The sequence below is a fragment of the Winslowiella sp. 2C04 genome (genome assembly GCF_050037805.1).
Taxonomy (GTDB): domain Bacteria; phylum Pseudomonadota; class Gammaproteobacteria; order Enterobacterales; family Enterobacteriaceae; genus Erwinia; species Erwinia toletana_A.
Window position 1 is genome coordinate 1,376,436 of record NZ_CP188300.1, and the last position, 18,518, is coordinate 1,394,953.

Annotated in this window: 14 protein-coding genes; all 14 read left to right on the plus strand. The window is 48.9% G+C overall.

Annotated elements, in window-relative coordinates:
- Positions 1-3: 3 nt before the first annotated feature.
- Positions 4-840 (plus strand): DUF4123 domain-containing protein, encoded by an 837-nt coding sequence (locus ACP3TC_RS05990; RefSeq protein WP_426817756.1) that lies wholly within the window; start codon positions 4-6, stop codon positions 838-840.
- Positions 841-868: 28 nt separating this feature from the next.
- Complete coding sequence (locus tag ACP3TC_RS05995; RefSeq protein WP_426817757.1) at positions 869-3,457, plus strand: T6SS effector BTH_I2691 family protein; 2,589 nt, start codon at positions 869-871, stop codon at positions 3,455-3,457.
- A gap of 1 nt (position 3,458) precedes the next feature.
- On the plus strand, positions 3,459-4,430 hold the full coding sequence (locus tag ACP3TC_RS06000; protein ID WP_426817758.1) for a DUF6708 domain-containing protein: 972 nt from the start codon (positions 3,459-3,461) through the stop codon (positions 4,428-4,430).
- Positions 4,431-4,493: 63 nt separating this feature from the next.
- Positions 4,494-5,465, plus strand: a complete 972-nt coding sequence (locus ACP3TC_RS06005; protein WP_426817759.1) for a DUF6708 domain-containing protein — start codon at positions 4,494-4,496, stop codon at positions 5,463-5,465.
- A 63-nt stretch (positions 5,466-5,528) separates the two neighbouring features.
- Positions 5,529-6,500, plus strand: a complete 972-nt coding sequence (locus ACP3TC_RS06010) for a DUF6708 domain-containing protein (RefSeq protein ID WP_426817760.1) — start codon at positions 5,529-5,531, stop codon at positions 6,498-6,500.
- 63 nt (positions 6,501-6,563) lie between these two features.
- Complete coding sequence (locus ACP3TC_RS06015) at positions 6,564-7,535, plus strand: DUF6708 domain-containing protein (RefSeq protein WP_426817761.1); 972 nt, start codon at positions 6,564-6,566, stop codon at positions 7,533-7,535.
- Between the two features lie 61 nt (positions 7,536-7,596).
- Positions 7,597-8,568: a DUF6708 domain-containing protein gene (locus ACP3TC_RS06020; RefSeq protein ID WP_313852998.1), complete on the plus strand. Its 972-nt coding sequence runs from the start codon at positions 7,597-7,599 to the stop codon at positions 8,566-8,568.
- 77 nt (positions 8,569-8,645) lie between these two features.
- On the plus strand, positions 8,646-9,617 hold the full coding sequence (locus tag ACP3TC_RS06025; protein ID WP_426817762.1) for a DUF6708 domain-containing protein: 972 nt from the start codon (positions 8,646-8,648) through the stop codon (positions 9,615-9,617).
- A gap of 408 nt (positions 9,618-10,025) precedes the next feature.
- Positions 10,026-10,652 (plus strand): DUF6708 domain-containing protein, encoded by a 627-nt coding sequence (locus ACP3TC_RS06030; RefSeq protein WP_426817763.1) that lies wholly within the window; start codon positions 10,026-10,028, stop codon positions 10,650-10,652.
- A 61-nt stretch (positions 10,653-10,713) separates the two neighbouring features.
- Positions 10,714-11,067: a hypothetical protein gene (locus tag ACP3TC_RS06035; protein WP_426817764.1), complete on the plus strand. Its 354-nt coding sequence runs from the start codon at positions 10,714-10,716 to the stop codon at positions 11,065-11,067.
- Between the two features lie 743 nt (positions 11,068-11,810).
- Positions 11,811-12,077, plus strand: coding sequence for a PAAR domain-containing protein (locus ACP3TC_RS06040; protein WP_313852994.1), 267 nt, complete (start codon positions 11,811-11,813; stop codon positions 12,075-12,077).
- Positions 12,074-13,297, plus strand: a complete 1,224-nt coding sequence (locus ACP3TC_RS06045) for a hypothetical protein (protein ID WP_426817765.1) — start codon at positions 12,074-12,076, stop codon at positions 13,295-13,297. Before ACP3TC_RS06040 ends, ACP3TC_RS06045 begins: the two co-directional genes overlap by 4 nt.
- Before the next feature lie 68 nt (positions 13,298-13,365).
- Complete coding sequence (locus ACP3TC_RS06050) at positions 13,366-16,824, plus strand: ImcF-related family protein (RefSeq protein ID WP_426817766.1); 3,459 nt, start codon at positions 13,366-13,368, stop codon at positions 16,822-16,824.
- Entirely contained in the window at positions 16,824-18,419 is a 1,596-nt protein-coding gene (tssA, locus tag ACP3TC_RS06055; RefSeq protein ID WP_426817767.1) for a type VI secretion system protein TssA, read from the plus strand. The genes ACP3TC_RS06050 and tssA overlap by 1 nt, the downstream gene beginning before the upstream one ends.
- The last annotated feature ends 99 nt before the right edge of the window (positions 18,420-18,518 follow it).

The following is an 18,518-nucleotide window of genomic DNA, read 5'->3' on the forward strand; positions in this document are numbered from 1 at the left end:
GTAATGACTATTGAATACATCACTCCACACCGGGCTATAGGGGCACATCAATATGCGGTGATTGACCGTCTGCTCGTCCCTGAGCTACCTGACTCGTGGCCGGTTATTGAATTAGTATTGCCGATGCTGGTTCCCCAGGCTCATCTTTATCCCTGGTTGGTGCCACTGCGTGAACTGCCTTCGCAGGAGTGGGATAGTTTGATGACAACGCTGTCGCGACATAGTGGATCTCGTTCACCGGAGAAATGCAGCCTGCTGTTATCCAGCGTCTGTTCACCTCAGCAGGTTCGAAGCGCGCTGCTCAATACTCTTTATTTTAAGGATACCCAGCAGAACGGCCATATTCTGCGCTTTTACGATCCCAGGGTGCTGTTTTATCTGCACTGGAAGCTCAGTTCGCGGCAGTTATGTAACCTGCTTTCAATAAAAGAGATACCGAGCTGGACATTCTGGCTTGATGGCAGCTGGCATACCCTTGAATTTTCTGAACATGCTGCTGGCCGTCCGTCAGAAGAGGCTGGCATGAACCTGCATCAGTTGGCGCATTGTGGGCTGATAAACCAGGCGTTACAACAGCTGCCAGCGTGTGCGGATATCAACCAGCGCCAACAGACCAGCCGTCGGTTGGAAATGTTATTGGTGCAGGCGATGCAGTGTGAGCTTCCCACCGAGAACGATCGTATTGCGTTTGCGGTGCATGGTCTGGTACAGCGTGAAAGATTCTGGGCTGCGCCTAAGATGTCTGCATTTTTACAGCAGGCGAGCCACTGCCCGAACTTATATCGTGATGAAACCAGTGGGTGGGACGAAAACCGCTGGCGGACTATGACCAGTAGCTAGCCTTACAACGCAGGGAGCAACTTCTGACATGAGCACCAAACAAGGCTGTAAATTTTGTATCCGGTACGGGTTACCCATCCTGCCCGCACGTCCGGCAGTGATGTCACAGGACGACGTTTTACCTAAGCTATCCTCATCTCTGACTGCGCCGCTGGAGGCAAAAGGTGAGACTGCATGGACAGCGCGCCTGTTACGCGAAGGTTTCCTCTATATCTGGGCTGAGTCCGGTAAGCGCTGGATAAGTTATTTCGCTACCGCTGACGGCTTCTATTATCCCTTGCCTGAATATGGCGACGTTCCACCAGATATTATCAGTGGCAAAGTAAAGCCCTGCATTACCGAGCCTTCTGAACTGGCGACTGCCTCACTGATTACCCTGCCGATAAAGTCAGCGGGCATGAAAAACGGCCTGTTCTGGTTTGCCTGGTCTGAGGTGGAGTGGACAGATGCTGTACGCAAACAGCATGAAGATCCCGCCCGGCGCAGCCTGTCTATGCAGTGTTTTGATATGGATGCGTGGATCAACAGTGGTCAGGCAGACCAGGCGGTTTCGATCGCCGGATTAAGTGACACCATAGCGGAGTACAGTGCAAAGGCCGCTAACGGTAAGGTAAAAAAATGGTCTCCGGCACCGTGGAAGAACGCGAATCCCATGGCGGCAGAAAATATCAGGCTGGCAGCGGATTCACTGTACGCAGATAAAGGAGCAATTCTGCTGCTGCAGGATCCACCCGCTATCCTTCAGGATCTTTCTGCGCTGATTGATTATGACTTACAGGATCAGATCTACAATAATTCGCTTTATAAGCGCGAGCTGGCGTTGGCTTCGGCGATCGGTGGTTTGAAAGAGGCGATAACGCGTCAGTTTGAGCGAGACTATATCGAAAAAAGCGAGAGTGAAGAGCGCCAGGCGCTTTATGGTCCGTTCGGCTACAGTGCCAACAGTGACGTGCCTGATAATATGTACACACCGCTCGCCGACAGGAAGATGAATAGCACGGTAGCCAAGAAATGGGCGCAGTATGAACAGTATTACGATCCTGAAAAAATGGCGGCCTTTCAGCGTACCTTCAGCCAGGCATTAGCACAATACAATGACCGTATCGTCAGTCCACGCACCGACATGTATCTCGAATGGATGAAAAGCGAGGGGCTGCTGAATTACTTCCGGCAAAACTTTGATACCACTGAGCTGAGTAGCGGCATCGACTATGTTCAAACCCTCAATTATTGCATCGTCGGTATGCAGGACAAAACCGGCGTCATCCGCCATTTTTCAGATTTATTGTCAGGTTTGCCAACCGACCCCAATAATATTTTGGCAAGGGCGCTGGTGCTGAATCAGGATGTTCTGGCAGATAAAATAACCAAAGCTGTCGAAGGGTTTTCCGAGTGGTTGACGATTCCCTGGAGTGGTCTGGCGGACATCTATAAGACCGTAATTGAGAAAACAAATGAGGGCGCTGCCGGCGCGGTTTCAATATTCATTGGCATGCTTACAGGAATTGTCGCCCGAAAAATTACTCAGGCAATGGAATCAAAACAGGTCTTTGCCTGCCTGGTGGCAATGGGAGCACTAACCAATAAAGCTTATGTAACCATCGAAAAAACCGGCACCTACAAACAGTTTCTTTCTGAAGTAGTCACTCAACTGGCGAAAGAGAGCGGGCTGAGCAGCAGGGCGAATAGCGACAGATTGCGGCATTATGTCCGACAGGAAATCAGGCGACTGAGAATTAACGGAGTGCCGATGGAGGGCGTGGAAGTTAAACGGTTCCTTGTAATGATCGATATCGACAAGGTTAATGAGCTGCAGGCGCTGCCGCCGAAAGAGCGCCCTGCCGCACTGGTGAAGCTGCTGCGTCTTTCAGCGGACGTTGAGGCCCAGCAGTTCAGTCAGTGGCAGGGTGCAGTGAGGCGCGGCGCCAGCCAGATTGGAGAAGCGATGCCGTTTGCCCTCGGCGTAATTTCAGCCGTTCTGCAGACCGCTGCGCTGCTTACAACGGCTGATATAAAAAATAAAAAAACGCTTACCGCTGACCAGGGCGAAGCACATGCCAAATTCTGGGCCGGTGTAGCTGGCCTTGCAAGTGCAAGTCTCAGCGTAGTTGAAACCGGCATCAAGCAGTTCAATCTGTTTGCCGACGCCTCTTCCAGAGTGCGATTGTTACGATCAGAGCCATTTATGAAATGGATAGAGATCATAGGGAAAGTGTTGGGGATAGTGGCAGGTGTGGTTGCCACCTGGTGGGATTTTAATCATATGTATGACGAAAATAGTAAAGGCCATTTAGGCCTTGCCATAGCTTACGGTTTATCAGGAACCGCAGGAGCATGGTTAGTTATAGCCTTAATGGCGAATGCGCTACCAGTAATTGGTAGTATTATTGCGGTAGTACTGCTTGTATTTACCGCTATTTATTTGGCGTTTTATAGCCGGGACAATATTCAAAAGTGGTTGGTTCAATGTTTATGGCGCAGGATACCCGTGAATACGGATGATACCAAAGAAAATCAGGTGCTCTTTAGGGAGAGGGAAACCGCAGATCTTCCCATCTGGCCAGATATCACGATGGAAATGAATGAGCTAAAACTGGCTCTGGGAGTAGAGGACTAATATGGACTACTATGGATTATTTCCTAAGTTTAAATTTAATCGACCACTTAAAGCTGATGAGAAAAAATACCAACTAAAGCAGAATAAAAAAATTGATCTTGACGGTCAGTCATTGGTGCCGGATTTGAAAGTAATCGCCATGAACTCTCACTGTCTGGAACTGGTTGATAAATATTATTCTGCAAAAGGCTTGATAAGCCTGCCGGCGGCGTCTGCAGTAATTATGTTCTCATTTGGTGCTCTGGTTTTGTGTTGTTCTATAGTTTTTGATTATGGTTGGAGTAATTGGCGTGCTGTAAGTTTATATGGTTTGCTTATTATTATATTTATATCAATGGATATATTTATGTTTAAAATTTTAAAAGCAGAATGGTTTGCCTGGACGCATTATCCCATTCGTTTTGACAGAATAAATCGTCAGGTTCATTTTTTCCGGCCGGACGGTACGATCCGTAGCGTACCCTGGGAAAAGGTGTTCTTTACCTCCGGCCTGAGCCATCGAAAAGAGTTTAATAAATACTACTACATCAGCGGTCATATCCTGGCGGACGATACCGAGACGGTGATAGATTCTTTCTGCCTGCCAGCAACACACTCAGATCGCAAGCAGCTTGAGCGCCACTGGGAGTTTGTCCGCCGTTATATGGAGGAGGGGCCGGCGTCGGTGGCGCCGGCGGTGAATTTTTGCCTGCCGATAGCCGGCAAGAGAGAAGGATATTGGTTTGGGCTGCTGTATTTACTATCCGCATATAACGGCGCGCCGATGTTTCTTTTACCGTTGCTGTTTGCATTGAGTTTCATCTTCAGTATCCCACGCTATATCGCGATGGTTACCAGTAAGGTTCCGGTCTGGCCGGAAAACATCGAGGCGCAGTGTGCCGCGGCGGTGGATGACCCTTACGCGATTGATGCCTCGAGCAATCCTAAACATCCGCTTCGCGATCTGTTCCGCAAAACGCCCGAGGAAAAGTAGGTACTGTTGGGCATAAGCGGACTGGGTGAGTGTGGAATCTGGAGCAGGGAGCAGGGGACCAATATGGACTACTACGGACTATTTCCCAAGTTTAAATTTAATAGACCACTTAAAACTGATGAGAAAAAAAACCAACTAAAGCAGAATGAAAAAATTGATCTTGACGGTCAGTCAGTGGTGCCAGATTTGAAAGTAATCGCCATGAACTCTCACTGTCTGGAGCTGGTTGATAAATACTATTCTGCAAAAGGGGTGATGAGTCTGCTTGGGGCGTCTGGCGTAACTATGTTCTCACTGGGTTCTCTTTTTCTATGTTATTCTCTTTTTTTTGATTATGGTTGGGGGAGGTTGGCAGGTATAAGTGCATATTTTTTACTCATTATTATATGCATATCGATGAATATATTTATGTTTAAAATGTTAAAAGCAGAATGGTTTGCCTGGACGCATTATCCCATTCGTTTTGACAGAATAAATCGTCAGGTTCATTTTTTTCGGCTGGACGGTACCATTTGCAGCGTACCCTGGGAAAAGGTGTTCTTTACCTCCGGCCTGAGCCATCGAAAAGAGTTTAATAAAGACTACTATATCAGCGGTCATATTCTGGCGGACGATAACGAGACGGTGATAGATTCTTTCTGCCTGCCATCGACAGACTCAGATCGCAAGCAGCTTGAGCGCCACTGGGAGTTTGTCCGCCGTTTTATGGAAGAGGGGCCCGCGTCGGTGGCGCCGGCGGTAAATTTCTGCCTGCCTATAGCCAGCAAGAGAGAGGGTTTTAAGTTTGGGCTGCTGTATTTACTATCCGGCTTTAACGGCGCGCCGATGTTTCTTTTACCGTTGCTGTTTGCATTGAGTTTCATCTACAGTATTCCACGCTATATCGCGATGGTTACCAGTAAGATTCCGGTCTGGCCAGAAAACATCGAGGCACAATGTGCCGCGGCGGTGGATGACCCTTACTCGATTGATGCCTCGAGCAATCCTAAACATCCGCTTCGCGATCTTTTCCGCAAAACGCCCGAGGAAAAGTAGGTACTGTTGGGCATAAGCGGACTGGGTGAGTGTGGAATCTGGAGCAGGGAGCAAGAGAACAATATGGAATACTACGGACTATTACCTAAGTTTAAATTTAATCGACCACTTAAAACTGATGAGAAAAAAAACCAACTAAAGCAGAATGAAAAAATTGATCTTGACGGTCAGTCATTGGTGCCGGATTTGAAAGTAATCGCCATGAACTCTCACTGTCTGGAACTGGTTGATAAATACTATTCCGCAAAAGGGGTAATAAGTCTGCTGGGGGCGTCATTAGGAATTATGCTCACAGCTACTTTCTTGGCTATATCGTACTCCTTTTTTTTTGAGTATGGCTGGGGGCGACTTAGTGGCGTAGTTTTAAATTTTTTAAGCCTTCTTTTACTAATATCAATGGATATTTGTATGTTCATAGTTTTAAAAAAAGAATGGTTTGCCTGGACGCATTATCCCATTCGTTTTGACAGAATAAATCGTCAGGTTCATTTTTTCCGGCTGGACGGTACCATTTGCAGCGTACCCTGGGAAAAGGTGTTCTTTACCTCCGGCCTGAGCCATCGAAAAGACTTTAATAAAGACTACTATATCAGCGGTCATATCCTGGCGGACGATAACGAGACGGTAATCGATACTTTCTGCCTGCCATCGACAGACTCAGATCGCAAGCAGCTTGAGCGCCACTGGGAGTTTGTCCGCCGTTATATGGAAGAGGGGCCCGCGTCGGTGGCGCCGGCGGTGAATTTCTGCCTGCCGATAGCCGGCAAGAGAGAGGGTTACCAGTTTGGGCTGCTGTATTTACTATCCGGCTTTAACGGCGCGCCGATGTTTCTTTTACCGTTGCTGTTTGCATTGAGCTTTATCTTCAGTATTCCACGCTATATCGCGATGGTTACCAGTAAGGTTCCGGTCTGGCCGGAAAACATCGAGGCACAGTGTGCCGCGGCGGTGGATGACCCTTACGCGATTGATGCCTCGAGCAACCCTAAACATCCGCTTCGCGATCTGTTCCGCAAAACGCCCGAGGAAAAGTAGGTACTGTTGGGCATAAGCGGACTGGGTGAGTGTGGAATCTGGAGCAGGGAGCAAGAGACCAATATGGACTACTACGGACTATTTCCTAAGTTTAAATTTAATCGACCACTTAAATCTGATGAGAAAAAAAACCAACTAAAGCAGAATAAAAAAATTGATCTTGACGATCAGTCAGTGGTGCCGGATGTGAAAGTAATCGCCATGAACTCTCACTGTCTGGAACTGGTTGATAAATACTATTCTGCAAAAGGGTTAATGAGTCTGCTGGCGGCGCCAGTAGTTATTATGCTCACAGCTACTTTCTTGGCTACATCGTACTCCTTTTTTTTTGTGTATGGCTGGGGGCGATTTAGTGGCGTAGTTTTAAGTTTCTTAAGCCTTCTGGTACTAATATCAATGGATATTTTTATGTTTAAAGTTTTAAAAGCAGAATGGTTTGCCTGGACGCATTATCCCATTCGTTTTGACAGAATAAATCGTCAGGTTCATTTTTTCCGGCTGGACGGTACCATTTGCAGCGTACCCTGGGAAAAGGTGTTCTTTACCTCCGGCCTGAGCCATCGAAAAGACTTTAATAAAGACTACTACATCAGCGGTCATATCCTGGCGGACGATAACGAGACGGTGATCGATACTTTCTGCCTGCCAGCAACACACTCAGATCGCAAGCAGCTTGAGCGGCACTGGGAGTTTGTCCGCCGTTATATGGAAGAGGGGCCGGCGTCGGTGGCGTCGGCGGTGAATGTCTGCCTGCCGATAGCCGGTAAGAGAGAGGGCTATCAGTTTGGGCTGTTGTACTCGCTTTATTTGTTCAACGGCGCGCCGATGTTTCTTTTTCCGTTGCTATTTGCATTGAGCTTTATCTTAAGTATCCCACGCTATATCGCGATGGTTACCAGTAAGGTTCCGGTCTGGCCGGAAAACATCGAGGCGCAGTGTGCCGCGGCGGTGGATGACCCTTACGCGATTGATGCCTCGAGCAACCCTAAACATCCGCTTCGCGATCTGTTCCGCAAAACGCCCGAGGAAAAGTAGGTACTGTTGGGCATAAGCGGACTGGGTGAGTTGAATCTGGAGCAGGGAGCAGGAGACCAATATGGACTACTACGGACTAATTCCCAAATTTAAATTTAATCGCCCGCTTAACGCGGATGAGAAAAATAATCAACTAAAGTATGATCAACGGATCGATCTTAACAGTCAATCAATGGTGCCGGACTTAAAATTGATCTCCATGAACTCTTATTGCATGGAGCTTGTTGATAAGTACTATTCAGCAAAGGGATTTGTAAGTCTAATAGGATTTATTTTTTTCTCATCATATTTAATTTCATTTTCATTGATTGTTATTTATACTTTTCCTAATGGTGGGTGGGGTTCATTTTATAATTTGCGTTTTATTTTTTTTATTGCCTTAATTGCATTGCCTATGGCACTTTGGATGATTTATCTTCTTAAAACTGAATGGTTTGCCTGGACTCATTATCCGATTCGATTTGACAGAAAAAATCGGCAGGTTCATTTTTTCCGGCCGGACGGTACCATCCGCAGCGTACCCTGGGAAAAGGTGTTCTTTACCTCCGGCCTGAGCCATCGAAAAAGTTTCAATCAAGACTATTATATTAGCGGTCATATCCTGGCGGACGATAACGAGACGGTAATCGATACTTTCTGCCTGCCAGCAACACACTCAGATCGCAAGCAGCTTGAGCGCCACTGGGAATTTGTCCGTCGTTATATGGAAGCGGGGCCGGCGTCGGTGGCGCCGGTGGTGAATTTCTGCCTGCCGATAGCCGGCAAGAGAGAAGGATATTGGTTTGGGCTGCTGTATTTACTATCCGCATATAACGGCGCGCCGATGTTTCTTTTACCGTTGCTGTTTGCATTGAGCTTTATCTTCAGTATTCCACGCTATATCGCGATGGTTACCAGTAAGGTTCCGGTCTGGCCGGAAAACATCGAGGCACAATGTGCCGCGGCGGTGGATGACCCTTACGCGATTGATGCCTCGAGCAACCCTAAACATCCGCTTCGCGATCTGTTCCGCAAAACGCCCGAGGAAAAGTAGGTACTGTTGGGCATAAGCGGACTGGGTGAGTGTGGAATCTGGAGCAGGGAGCAGGGAGCAGGGAGCAGGAGACCAATATGGACTACTACGGACTATTTCCCAAGTTTAAATTTAATCGACCACTTAAACCTGATGAGAAAAAAAACCAACTAAAGCAGAATGAAAAAATTGATCTTGACGGTCAGTCAGTGATGCCGGATGTGAAAGTAATCGCCATGAACTCTCACTGTCTGGAACTGGTTGATAAATACTATTCTGCAAAAGGATTTATGAGTCTTCTGGCGGCGCCAGTAGTAATTATGCTTACAGCTACTTTCTTGGCTACATCGTACTCCTTTTTTTTTGTGTATGGCTGGGGGCGACTTAGTGGCGTAGTTTTAAATTTTTTAAGCCTTCTGGTAATAATATCAATGGATATTTTTATGTTTAAAGTTTTAAAAGCAGAATGGTTTGCCTGGACGCATTATCCCATTCGTTTTGACAGAATAAATCGTCAGGTTCATTTTTTCCGGCTGGACGGTACCATCCGCAGCGTACCCTGGGAAAAGGTGTTCTTTACCTCCGGCCTGAGCCATCGAAAAGACTTTAATAAAGACTACTATATCAGCGGTCATATCCTGGCGGACGATAACGAGACGGTGATCGATACTTTCTGCCTGCCATCGACAGACTCAGATCGTAAGCAGCTTGAGAGGCACTGGGAGTTTGTCCGCCGTTATATGGAAGAGGGGCCGGCGTCGGTGGCGCCGGCGGTGAATTTTTGCCTGCCGATAGCCGGTAAGAGAGAGGGCTATCAGTTTGGGCTGTTGTACTCGCTTTACTTGTTCAACGGCGCGCCGATGTTTCTTTTCCCGTTGCTGTTTGCATTGAGTTTTATCTTAAGTATCCCACGCTATATCGCGATGGTTACCAGTAAGGTTCCGGTCTGGCCAGAAAACATCGAGGCGCAGTGTGCCGCGGCGGTGGATGACCCTTACGCGATTGATGCCTCGAGCAATCCTAAACATCCGCTTCGCGATCTGTTCCGCAAAACGCCCGAGGAAAAGTAGGTACTGTTGGGCATAAGCGGACTGGGTGAGTGTGGAATCTGGAGCAGGGAGCAGGAGACCAATATGGACTACTACGGACTATTTCCCAAGTTCAAATTTAATCGACCACTTAAACCTGATGAGAAAAAAAACCAATTAAAGCAGAATAAAAAAATTGATCTTGACGGTCAGTCATTGGTGCCGGATTTGAAAGTAATCGCCATGAACTCTCACTGTCTGGAACTGGTTGATAAATATTATTCTGCAAAAGGGTTAATGAGTCTGCTGGCGTCGCAAGCAGTAATTATGCTCACGCTTGCTACTCTGACTCTTTTTTATTCAATCATTTTTGATTATAGCTGGAGTAACTGGCGTGCTTTAAGTGGGATTTGTTTACTCATTATTATATTTATCTCAATGGATATATTTATGTTTAAAATGTTAAAAGCAGAATGGTTTGCCTGGACGCATTATCCCATTCGTTTTGACAGAATAAATCGTCAGGTTCACTTTTTCCGGCCGGACGGTACCATCCGCAGCGTACCCTGGAAAAAGGTGTTCTTTACCTCCGGCCTGAGCCATCGAAAAGAGTTTAATAAATACTACTACATCAGCGGTCATATCCTGGCGGACGATACCGAGACGGTGATAGATTCTTTCTGCCTGCCAGCAACACACTCAGATCGCAAGCAGCTTGAGCGCCACTGGGAGTTTGTCCGCCGTTATATGGAGGAGGGGCCGGCGTCGGTGGCGCCGGCGGTGAATTTCTGCCTGCCGATAGCCGGCAAGAGAGAAGGATATTGGTTTGGGCTGCTGTATTTACTATCCGCATATAACGGCGCGCCGATGTTTCTTTTACCGTTGCTGTTTGCATTGAGTTTCATCTTCAGTATCCCACGCTATATCGCGATGGTTACCAGTAAGGTTCCGGTCTGGCCGGAAAACATCGAGGCGCAGTGTGCCGCGGCGGTGGATGACCCTTACGCGATTGATGCCTCGAGCAATCCTAAACATCCGCTTCGCGATCTGTTCCGCAAAACGCCCGAGGAAAAGTAGGTACTGTTGGACATAAGCGGACTGGGTGAGTGGAATCTGGAGCAGGGAGCAGGAGACCAATATGGACTACTACGGACTATTTCCCAAGTTTAAATTTAATCGACCACTTAAAGCTGATGAGAAAAAAAACCAACTAAAGCAGAATGAAAAAATTGATCTTGACGGTCAGTCATTGGTGCCGGATTTGAAAGTAATCGCCATGAACTCTCATTTTCTGGAGCTGGTTGATAAATATTTTTCTGCAAAAGGGTTAATGAGTCTGCTGGCGTCGCAAGCAGTAATTATGCTCACGCTTGCTACTCTGGCTCTGTTTGATTTTTTGAACCTGGTGAAATTGAAGTGTCTGTCTCTAACGAGGCAATTGAGGCAGAGGATTACTGGCCATGGCTATGTATGGACTCTATCAATCCTATAAGATTAATCGAGTTCTAACGCGAGCTGAAAAAAAATTAAGTTACATCAGGGAAGAATTTGATGAGAAAAAACGTTAACTGTGGTGAATCTGTTATCAGAGTTAACTCTATCTATATGGAGATAATAGATAAATTCTACAAGCAGGCTGGGACCAATACCTGGCTGGTAGTTGTGCTTTTCTTTGGTTTTTCAGAATGTCACTTATTGTAATTCTGAGAGGTTTTACAGATTTATTTTTTCATGGGGTTGGAAAGGTGATAGTTGTTAGCCTTATACCTGTTCCATTTATACTCTGTGGCGGCTATCCTTTATTAAAGGAATGGCTAAGATTGACTTATTATCCGATTCGATTTAATCGTAAAAATTAAAAAAATCATGTTTTTTATGAACGAATCTGTGTTGACTTTACTCTGGATGTAGATTCGGTCTCATCGCGAGACTGGTGTGTTCGCGGTCATATTCTGGATGAAGATGGTTACACTACTTTATTATTCTATATCTTCAATATTTCCCTATATCGGCAGCCAGACCAGTAAAACTTCCCACTGGCCGCACAACGTACTGAATGTCTGTAAGCCAGAAGACGATGATCCGATAAATATCAGTGCAGCTAATCATCCTGAACATATGCGACTGATATTTGCTTATTAACCCTACCATATATGGAAAGAAAAATACGACTGTATGGATGCCGAAACCAACAGGTTCCATTCACTATTGGTAAAACGTTATGGAAAAAACTAAATGAAGGGTGTTGTTCGTATTGGAGATAAAACGACCGGTGGTGGTCAGGTCCAGTCAGGTTCAACAAAAATGAAATTCGATGGGATCGGTGTTGCCCGATTGAACGATCCGATTAACTGTCCAGTTGAAGGTCACAGTTCGTCATATATTGCGGAAGGACATCCAACGATGAAAGATAATGGTGTTCCAGTCGCCTTCCATGGCTATAAATGTTCCTGTGGCTGCTCTCTTATTACTTCCCTGTCGAATGCCACTACGAGTAAATGATGCCTGTTAATCTCTCAGCCATTCCTGATAATGCAAAACGTAAACGACCACCATCGTTAAAACGCTGGCTGGTTATTTTACTCATTTTTATGATTTTCGGCGGTTTTTTTACCTCCTGGCTGTGGCCAGTAAGTACGGTTCGAGGGGCATTATTCTGGCACTGTTTTATCAGTGCGCCGTTGGTTATCTGGATATTTCTTGCGGGTAGCCGCTGGCTTGTCTGGCTGGCTTCTGAGTGGCCCGCAGGTGGCTGGGATGATGAGCGAGAGCGTGATATTGCCGATGAAGTTCAACGCGGACAGCGCGCTCTGATTCTGGATTCTATGTGCGTACATTTACCGCATCTGGTGACTTCTGGTGCACTCACTGAACAGTTTCTGTTGCCACAGGGAGTCGTGTTACCGCCAGTGATTGATGAAACAGCACAGACAGTGAGTTACATCGCTCAATTTAGCGATGTCGGGCAACCAGCACCTGTACGGATAGAAAGGCAATTACGCGAACTTCTGGAAGATGCGATGCTAAGGGCGGCATTATTGAAAGTAAAGCCCACAGGAATGCCAACTGTAATCATACAAATAGACAGTGAAGTCACGCTATCTTCGGATGAAATTGCAGATATTCGGAAATGTATTACCTCACTGTTATCTGTCCCTGCCAGGATCCAGTTCTTACCTTACTTTGGTTTGTCTGAAATCGACAGCTGGCTGGATGAACCTAAGGTCATGAGTACGCTGCTCCTTCTTTCAGTTAGCTTGCGTAATACGCTATCAGATGGTGATGGAGAGGCCGCTGTGGCATTACTTCTGCATCAGGAGTGTGAAAGTTATGATGATGAACACGGTGGACTTGCTCGCATTCATCGACCTGAGCACTCGTTAAACAGCACAGCATTACAAATTTCAGCAATGCAGTCTTTACTTTGGGGAAAAACCTGCACAGAAGAAATTGCTTCTGTCTGGGTAGCAGGGATGGGAACCAATAATGAGACACAAAGCCTGCTTGCAAGTAACAACCTTAAATTTCAGCTTGCTGAAACTCATGGGCAGCTTACTGATATTGATATGAAGAGTGGGCGTACAGGGGCAACATCTCCCTGGCTTGCTATTGCTCTGGCGGCAGGAAATTCGAGACCATATCCATTTCCTCAATTGATTATGAGCATGCCGGAAGACGGGCTTCCATGGTGGATGGTTGTTCATCCTCTAATAGGAAAATAGTTACAACGATCATTAATAGTTCGTTATGGAAAACATTAAATACGGTCGTTTCGTGTTGGGAGAAAAAGGTGAAACGCATATCACAGGGATTAAAAAACACCACATTTCAGTTGTGGTTGATCTTGTTTGTATTTTTATTTCTGGGGATCGCGGCTTGTTTTATACTTAAAAATGATCCGGCCCAACTGGGCGTTACGCCAGATTCAACCCCGCAAACAATCTTATTCTTTGCTTGTTTGATTATGACCGGCGGATTGCTAATTTTTATTCTGCTTTTTTTTATCGCCACCTATCTCTTTGGTAAAAAAGCCTATCTGAAAGCTAAAGCGCTTGCGGGTGACAATAATTCCTTTTCCGGACAGACGCAGGCAAAAAATGAATCTCCTGTAGTCGGTACCGTTTGGAAATTAAAAGTGCATTTGCGTAAGCGCTACACTCTCTTCTGGCGCCAAAAAGTTCGTATTCTGTTGGTAACCGGAGACGAAGCGGCTATTAGTCTGCTCCTGCCGGGCTTGCAGGAAAGCCAGTGGCTTGAAGGCAATCGTACCGTGCTGATTTACGGCGGTAGCCTGGCGGCGGATATCGATACAGAAAAATATAGCGCACTGCGTAAACTGCGCCGCGGCCGTCCGCTGGATGGTGTGGTGCGCGTCATTGCTCAGGATCAGCCTCTGACGCCACAGATGAGCGATAATGATCTGCGCGGTCTGGAAAAGATTGGAGAAGTGTTGCGCTATCTGCCACCCGTCTGGCTGTGGCAGTTGTGCGAAAGTGACTGGTCTCAGTCTGACAGACCAGACCAGGCGGTTGGGATTTCGTTACCAGCCCGCGCCATGCCAGAGGATGTGGCGGCACAGCTTAACAAACTGCTACCGCAGCTTCGTGAACAGGGGCTTTCACAGGTATCGGAGAATCGCGCGCATGATTTCCTGCTGCGCCTGGCGCAGCAACTGGAGCAGGGTGGGAGCGAGCGCTGGAAAACGCGCCTGACACCCTGGCTGTACAGCGCACAGCAACGCGTGCCGCTGCGTGGGCTGATGTTCAGCCTGCAGGATAGAACAGCGCAACGGGATGACGCGTTCAGCGAAATTGCTGCTGGGTTATCCCATCAACATGCTTTGACGTATTCCGCCAGCTGGCAGGGAGTGATCGACGACTGCACGCGGGTGCGTGGGCGCCGCGTCGGGATGGCCTGGGAGCAGACGCTGGCCTGGGCACTGATGGTGGTTATTGGCGTCTGGGGAGCGGGGCTGCTGCTCTCCTTTGCCCTGAACTATCATCAAATTTCCTCGGTGGCAAACAAGGCCCGTGCCCTGATGGAGCATCAATCGGTCTCTGATTCTCAACTGACTGATCTGCACGACTTGCGTAATGATGCTGGCCGCCTGCAACACCATATCCAGAATGGCACTCCCTGGTATCAACGTTTTGGGCTGGATCATAACTCGTCACTGCTAAGCGCCATGCTCCCGTGGTACGGCGTGGCAAATAACCGCCTGATCCGCGACCCGGCAAACGCTGCACTGACGGAGAAACTGATCGCGCTGGCGAATTCAGCGCCGAATAGCGATAAGCGCGCGGCATTAGCCAAACCCGGATACGACCAGCTGAAGGCCTGGCTGATGATGGCGCGACCGGACAAAGCAGACGGGGCGTTCTTCGCACAGACGATGAAGACGGTGCAGTCCACGCGTGCGGGTATTTCGACCGGATTGTGGCAGAGCCTGTCAGCGGATTTATGGGCGTTCTATATTTCTGAATTAACCCAGCAGCCGCAGTGGAAAATTGTGCCGGATAGCGCACTGGTCGCTCAGAGCCGCCAGGTTCTGTTGCAGCAAATTGGTCGTCGCAACGCCGAAAGTACGCTGTATGAAAATATGCTCCGATCGGTACGGCGTAATTTTGCGGATGTCTCGCTGGAAGATATTACCAGTGGCACAGACGCCCGCCGCTTGTTCACCACCGATGAAATTATTCCGGGTATGTTTACCCGTCAGGCCTGGCAGGGCGGTATTCAGCAGGCGATCGAGAAGGCGGCGAACTCCCGACGCGATGAAATCGACTGGGTATTAAGCGACAGTCGCAAAGCCGTTTCAGCCGATCTTTCACCTGAAGCGCTTAAAGCACGCCTGACTGAGCGTTACTTCACTGATTTCGCCGGCAGCTGGCTGAACTTTCTGAACAGTCTGCGGCTTAACCCGGCGCAGAATATCGCCGATGTGACCGACCAGCTCACGCTGATGAGTGACGTGCGTCAGTCGCCGATGATTGCTCTGATGAACACCCTGGCATGGCAGGGGCAAACGGGTCAGCAACGCGAAGGACTCTCAGACTCAATTATCAAGTCAGCAAAAGACCTGATCGGTAACAAAGATAAACCGGTGATAGATCAGAGCGCTTCCGGTCCACATGGGCCGCTGGATGATACCTTCGGGCCATTGCTGACGCTGATGGGCAAAAATAACGGCAGCAATATGATGTCCGCGGACAACACGCTGAGCCTGCAGACTTACCTGACGCGTATTACCCGCGTACGCCTGCGGCTGCAACAGGTTGCTGGGGCCTCCGATCCGCAGGAGATGATGCAGACGCTGGCGCAGACGGTATTTCAGGGTAAGAGTGTTGATCTGACGGATACCCAGCAGTACGGCAGTCTGGTGGCGGCAAGTCTCGGTGAGGAGTGGAGCGGATTTGGTCAGACGATGTTCGTTCAACCGCTTACTCAGGCATGGGAAACGGTGCTACAGCCGTCAGCCGCCAGCCTGAACGATCGCTGGGCCCGTTCAGTGGTCGCCAACTGGCGTACCGCTTTCGATGGACGCTTTCCTTTTGCCGCCAGTAAAAGCGATGCCTCCCTGCCTATGCTGGCAGAGTTTATTCGTAAGGACAGCGGGCGTATTGACCGCTTTCTGACGACGGAACTGAGTGGCGTACTGCATAAAGAGGGCAGTCAGTGGGTGCCGGACAGCGCCCATAGCCAGGGGCTGACGTTTAATCCCGCATTTTTAAAAGCGGTCAACCAGCTGAGCCAGCTGTCTGACATTCTTTTTACCGATGGTACTCAGGGAATCACTTTTGAGTTGCAGGCTCGTCCGGCAGCGCAGGTGGTAGAAACCCAGCTCACCATTGACGGGCAAAAGCTGCATTACTTTAATCAGATGGCTGACTGGCAAAGTTTCCGCTGGCCTGGCGATACCTGGAAGCCGGGAACCATGCTGACCTGGACGTCGACCCATGCTGGTGCACGTCTGTTCGGCGACTACAGCGGAACCTGGGGCTTTATCCGTTGGCTGGAACAGGGTAAACGCCAGCAGCTCGACCGCAGTCAGTGGATGATGAGTTATACCGCGCCGGATGACAGCACATTGCAATGGGTGCTGCGCTCACAGCTGGGCAACGGTCCGCTGGCGTTGCTGACGCTGCGGGGATTTAGCCTGCCGGAGCAGATTTTCAGTGTTGATGCCAGCGCGACTGCGCAGGCATTTGCCAGTAACAATGACAGCATGGACATGGACGAAGCCGAATAATGACCACTCTGCAGAATTTACTTCACGCCTGCGCCGCCGAGGAAAGCACGCTGCTGAACTCGGCGCGCTCGCACAGCGCTGACTGGAACCGCTGGCTGGCACCCGTTAATAACAGTCAGCCGACCGGTGAGGATCCGGGTTATGACGACGACTTTCAGCAGATCCGTGAAGAAGTGAACAAACTCTCCGGGATCGATACCGGGCTGATTTGTACCCTCGCAGAAAAGTTGCTGACCGGAGTCGGCAAAGACTTACGCGTGGTCACTTTTTACATCTGGGCGCGTCTGCATCAGGACGGTGAACCGGGATTAGCCGACGGACTGGAACTACTGGCTGGTATGCTGGAGCGCTTTGGCACGAAGCTTCATCCGCAGCGCGATCGCAGCCGTAAATCGGCACTGGAGTGGCTCAGCAGTAGTCGGGTGCTGGACAGCCTGTCGCTATATCCGGAAGTTGATGTGACCATGATGCAGCGCATTACCGGTGCGATGCTGCTGACAGAGCGGGTTTTGCAATCAACAGATGAAGCCAGCCGCCCGCAATTCTCAGGGCTGTATCAGGCGCTGGAAAACCGGCTGATACAAAGCGGTGGGGCGAACAGTCTTGTGCCGCAAACCAGTCGCGAAGAGAGTCTGGCTACAGCAGCTTCGATCTCATCTGCCCCGGTAATGGCTACAGTAACCTCCGGGCGCGATCTGCTGGATCAGGCCAAAGTGCTGGCTAAGTATCTGCGCGATCAGCCCGGCGGCTGGCTTGCGAGTCACCATCTGATTAAAAGCGTGCGCTGGGACACGTTATCGGAGTTGCCGCCGCTGGATGCCAGTGGGCGCACACGTCTGGTCCCGCCAAAACCGGATCATCGCGCTCATCTCAAACGTCTGTACCTGCAACAGAGCTGGGGTGAATTACTCGAGCAGAGCGACAGCCTGCTGGCGCAAGGCGTCAACCATTTGTGGCTGGACGTGCAGTGGTATACCTGGCAGGCGCTGGTAAAGTTCGACAGTGACAGCGTGCGCGCTGATATTGTTTGCCGCGATCTGAAAGGATTACTGGTACGCCTGCCGGGGCTGGAATCACTGGCTTTCAATGACGGCACGCCTTTTGCGGATGAAGTCACGCTGAACTGGATTAACGAAAAAGTGCTCGATGATCTGCCGGGCTGGAAGAGTGAGCCGGTCAGTGCCGCGATATCTTCAGATGACGATATGCTGGCCCTGGAACCTGAAGTACTGGCGCTGGCTGACAGTGACGGTATTGAAGTTGCGCTTAACTGGCTGCAGGCGCGCCCTGGTTTTACCTCTGCCCGCAATCAGTGGCTGATGCGTTTACTAATGGCCCGCGTTACTGAGCAATACGGCAAAAACGAAATGGCGCTACACCTGCTGGGCGAACTCGATAGTGGTGCAATGACACTGACGCTGGAAAAATGGACGCCGGAACTGATATTTGAGGTCAAAGCACGCCGGCTCAAGCTGCTGCGGGCAAAAGCCAGCCGGGCTGAAGCGGATAAAATACGGCTACAACCGCAAATGGATACGCTGCTTTCGGGTTTGATTATGCTTGACCCGGCGCGAGCTGCGGTACTTTGCGGATAATTCAAATAACAGAAATTTGGTTAGTAATACTTTATGACGTTAAAAGAAAGGCAGGAAATGAGTTAAAAATGGAACTTAATCTAAAAGATCGTCGACCGA

Bases quoted from the DNA above. Each gene is read 5' to 3' on its own strand.
- ACP3TC_RS06040 (WP_313852994.1), top strand. From the start codon at position 11,811: ATGAAGGGTGTTGTTCGTATTGGAGATAAAACGACCGGTGGTGGTCAG.
- ACP3TC_RS06045 (WP_426817765.1), top strand. From the start codon at position 12,074: ATGATGCCTGTTAATCTCTCAGCCATTCCTGATAATGCAAAACGTAAA.
- ACP3TC_RS06030 (WP_426817763.1), top strand. From the start codon at position 10,026: ATGTTTAAAATGTTAAAAGCAGAATGGTTTGCCTGGACGCATTATCCC.
- ACP3TC_RS05990 (WP_426817756.1), top strand. From the start codon at position 4: ATGACTATTGAATACATCACTCCACACCGGGCTATAGGGGCACATCAA.
- ACP3TC_RS06000 (WP_426817758.1), top strand. From the start codon at position 3,459: ATGGACTACTATGGATTATTTCCTAAGTTTAAATTTAATCGACCACTT.
- ACP3TC_RS06015 (WP_426817761.1), top strand. From the start codon at position 6,564: ATGGACTACTACGGACTATTTCCTAAGTTTAAATTTAATCGACCACTT.
- ACP3TC_RS06020 (WP_313852998.1), top strand. From the start codon at position 7,597: ATGGACTACTACGGACTAATTCCCAAATTTAAATTTAATCGCCCGCTT.
- ACP3TC_RS06035 (WP_426817764.1), top strand. From the start codon at position 10,714: ATGGACTACTACGGACTATTTCCCAAGTTTAAATTTAATCGACCACTT.
- tssA (WP_426817767.1), top strand. From the start codon at position 16,824: ATGACCACTCTGCAGAATTTACTTCACGCCTGCGCCGCCGAGGAAAGC.
- ACP3TC_RS06025 (WP_426817762.1), top strand. From the start codon at position 8,646: ATGGACTACTACGGACTATTTCCCAAGTTTAAATTTAATCGACCACTT.
- ACP3TC_RS05995 (WP_426817757.1), top strand. From the start codon at position 869: ATGAGCACCAAACAAGGCTGTAAATTTTGTATCCGGTACGGGTTACCC.
- ACP3TC_RS06005 (WP_426817759.1), top strand. From the start codon at position 4,494: ATGGACTACTACGGACTATTTCCCAAGTTTAAATTTAATAGACCACTT.
- ACP3TC_RS06010 (WP_426817760.1), top strand. From the start codon at position 5,529: ATGGAATACTACGGACTATTACCTAAGTTTAAATTTAATCGACCACTT.